The sequence below is a fragment of the Rubrivirga sp. genome, from assembly GCF_049648075.1.
In the GTDB taxonomy this organism is placed as follows: Bacteria; Bacteroidota; Rhodothermia; order Rhodothermales; family Rubricoccaceae; genus Rubrivirga.
Genome location: NZ_JBARYR010000178.1, coordinates 1 through 3,411, shown reverse-complemented (window position 1 = coordinate 3,411; position 3,411 = coordinate 1). Strand labels below are relative to the sequence as shown.

Here is a 3,411-nt window from a genome sequence, read left to right as displayed (position 1 = left end):
GTCCGGCGCCATCATCGAGGCCGTCCGCGCCGGCGCCCCGTTCAAGGCGACGGCCGGACTCCACCACCCGCTGCCCAACCACGACGACGCCGTCGGCGCGCGGATGCACGGCTTTCTGGGCGTGTTTGGCGGCGCGGCGCTCGCCCGTCTCCACGGCCTGGGTCCCGACGATCTCGCCGAGATCCTGGACGACGCGGGTCCCGCGTCATGGTCCATCGAGGACGGCCTGCGCTGGCGCTCGCTCCGAGCCACGGCCGCCGAGGTCGCCGACGCCCGTCAGCAGGTCGCGCTCAGCTTCGGGTCCTGCTCGTTCGACGAACCCCTCGACGACCTCCGCGGCCTCGGCTGGATGTAGAGCGAGAGGGCTCCTCCCCGTCCGCGCCGACCTCGAGGTCGCCTCACCTTATTTGTCACACGTCCTCGAGGTCGCCCGTCGCCGGTCTCACTGCCGTTCTCCCTTTCTCGTCCCATGACCCCCTTTCTCGACCTCGATCCTGACTCCGGCTTCGGCCTCCACAACCTCCCGTACGGCGTCTTCTCTGTCGACGGAGGCTCCCCGCGCGTCGGCGTCCGCGTTGGCGATCACGTGGTCGATCTGTCCGTCCTCGAGGCCGAGGGCGTGATCGCGGCGGCAGGGGGCGGCCGGGCTCCCGTGTTTGGTCAGTCGTCCCTGAACGCGTTCATGGGGCTAGGCCCCGATGCCTGGAGTGCCCTCCGAACCCGACTTCAAGATCTTCTCAGCGCTGAGGGGTCGCCTGCGCTACGCGAGTCGGGGACGTTGCAGGACAAGGCGATCGTCGCCCTCGAGGACGTCGCGATGCACCTGCCGGCGGAGGTCGGTGACTACACCGACTTTTACTCGTCGCGCCAGCACGCCACGAACGTGGGTGCCATGTTCCGGGACCCGGACAACGCGCTCTTGCCGAACTGGCTGCACCTGCCGGTCGGGTACCACGGGCGGGCGTCGAGCGTGATCGTGAGCGGGACCGACGTGGTCCGGCCCAAGGGGCAGCTCAAGCCGTCCGACGACACGCCGCCGGTCTTCGGACCGTCCCGGCTGCTCGACATCGAGCTCGAGCTCGGCTTCTTCGTCGGCGCCGGCAACGAGCTCGGGGACTCGATCCCCGTCAACGACGCGGCGCGTCACATCTTCGGGTTCGTGTTAGTCAACGACTGGAGCGCGCGCGACATCCAGAAATGGGAGTACGTCCCGCTCGGCCCGTTCCTGGGCAAGAGCTTCGCGACCTCGATCTCGCCCTGGGTCGTGCCGATGGCCGCCCTCGAGCCGTTCCGAATTCCCGGCGAGCCGCAGACGCCCGAGGCAGGCAACCCGGCCATCCTGGGCTACCTCAAGCAGGACGGCCCGCGCTCGCTCGACCTCGACCTCGAGGTTGCCATCGAGACAGAAGGAATGCGGGAGGCGGGCACCGAGCCGCACGTCGTGTCGAGGTCGAACGCGAAGTACCTCTACTGGAGCCCCGAGCAGCAACTCGCGCACCACACCGTGAACGGCTGCAACGCGCGCCCCGGCGACCTGATGGCCTCGGGCACGATCAGCGGCGAGACCGAGGACAGCTACGGGTCGCTCCTGGAGCTCACCTGGCGCGGGACCAAGCCGATCACGATGCCGGACGGGCAAGAGCGCAAGTTCCTGGCCGACGGCGACCGCGTTGTGATGTCGGGAGTGGCGTCGTCCGGCGATCGCCGCGTCGGCTTCGGCGAGGTCGAGGGGACCGTCCGTCCCGCTCGGGGCTGACGTTAGGTCCCCTGTTCGGGGGAGGCGGCCGACGAAGAGCGACTCTATATTTGTCGCATCACAGCAGGTTAGCTCTCCAGGCCCACCGTCGAGCAGACGTGCCGGCCGACCGTCTATGCAGGTCGCCCACCCGTCATTTCTGCAACACGCGCTCCGGTTGAGCGATTTCGACTACGAGTTCCCTCGCGACCGGGTGGCGATGTACCCCGCAGAGCCGCGGGACTCGGCTCGGCTCATGGTCGTGGACCGGAGCGCCGGGACGATCGAGCACCGGACGATCCGAGACCTCCCGGAGTATTTCGGCGACGGCGACGTGATCGTAGCGAATGACACCCTCGTCTTCCCCGCGCGGCTGTTCGGCACCAAGGAGAATACGGGGGCGAAGGTCGAGGCCTTCTTGCTCCGCGAGCTGAACCAGGAAAACCGGCTGTGGGACGCCATCGTCGACCCGGCCCGAAAGGTCCGAGTCGGTAACAAGCTGGTGTTTTCGGACCGCGTCTCGGCGGAGGTCATCGATAACACGACGAGCCGGGGCCGGACGCTCCGGTTCATCTTCGACGGCACGCCCGACGACCTCTACGACGCCCTCGACGCGATCGGTCAGACGCCGATCCCGCCGTACCTCCGCCGACCCGTGGAGCCGGCCGACCGCGTCCGCTACCAGACGATGTTCGCGCGTCGCCGTGGAGGCGTTGCGGCGCCCGCGGCCGGGCTCCATTTCACGCCCGACCTGATGAGCCAGATCGCCGAGCGGGGGGCCGAGGTGGCCACCGTCACGCTCCACACGGGGCTCGGCACGTTCCAATCCGTCGAGGTCGAGGACCTGTCGAAGCACCGCGTCAGCTCAGAGTTTTTCGACGTCCCCTCCGACACGGTCGACTGCGTCAACACCGCCCTCACGCACCCCGACCGGACGGTCACAGCCATCGGTACGACCGTCGTCCGAGCCGTCGAGTCGTCGATCTCGGCCTCGAAGACGCTCAAGCGGGGGAGCGGGTGGACGGACAAGTTTATCTACCCGGTCCACGACTTCCACGTCTGTGAGCGCCTGCTCACCAACTTCCACCGTCCCAAGTCGACGCTGATGATGACCGTGGCGGCGTTCACGGGCTACCCGTTGCTCCGGGAGGCGTACGACCAGGCGATCCGCGAGGAGTACCGTCTGTTCGCGTTCGGCGACGCGATGCTGGTGCTGTAGGTGGGTGTTCGGGATTGGAGATTAGGGGGTGGGGAGGAGTCGTCCTCGAGGTCGAACGTAACAGGTCGGCTCCGTGGGTGATCCGAGAGTCGGCGTCGTGATTCCGGCGGGCGGGTCGGGGTCGAGGATGGCCGTCGAGGGCGCGCCCTCGAAGCAGTTCCGTGAGCTCGGTGGAGCGCCCGTCTTCGTTCAAACGCTGAGGGCGTTCGCTCGGCATCCCGGCGTCGGCTTGGCCGTGATCGCCGCTTCGGCATCCGACCTCGAGGACGTCGTGGACCACCTGATCCGTGCTGAACTCGATGCTCTCGTGGTCGAGGGCGGAGCGACGCGGCAGGACTCGGTCGCGGCGGGCGTCCGCGCCCTCGAGGGCGTCGAGGTCGTGCTGGTGCACGACGCCGTGCGCCCATTCATAAGTGGCTCTGTTATTGCAAACGTCCTCAAGGCCGTCGTCGAACAC

General features: G+C 68.0%; 3 protein-coding genes and 1 pseudogene. All 4 read left to right on the top strand.

Annotated features, from left to right (window positions below):
- Window positions 1–355, top strand: a pseudogene (locus tag WBA11_RS05125) (hypothetical protein); the annotation flags it as partial.
- A 114-nt stretch (window positions 356–469) separates the two neighbouring features.
- On the top strand, window positions 470–1,756 hold the full coding sequence (fahA, locus tag WBA11_RS05120) for a fumarylacetoacetase (RefSeq protein ID WP_424519642.1): 1,287 nt from the start codon (window positions 470–472) through the stop codon (window positions 1,754–1,756).
- 115 nt (window positions 1,757–1,871) lie between these two features.
- On the top strand, window positions 1,872–2,954 hold the full coding sequence (gene queA / locus WBA11_RS05115) for a tRNA preQ1(34) S-adenosylmethionine ribosyltransferase-isomerase QueA (RefSeq protein WP_424519641.1): 1,083 nt from the start codon (window positions 1,872–1,874) through the stop codon (window positions 2,952–2,954).
- Between the two features lie 73 nt (window positions 2,955–3,027).
- The coding region (locus WBA11_RS05110; RefSeq protein WP_424519640.1) for a 2-C-methyl-D-erythritol 4-phosphate cytidylyltransferase at window positions 3,028–3,411 on the top strand (384 nt) is incomplete at its 3' end.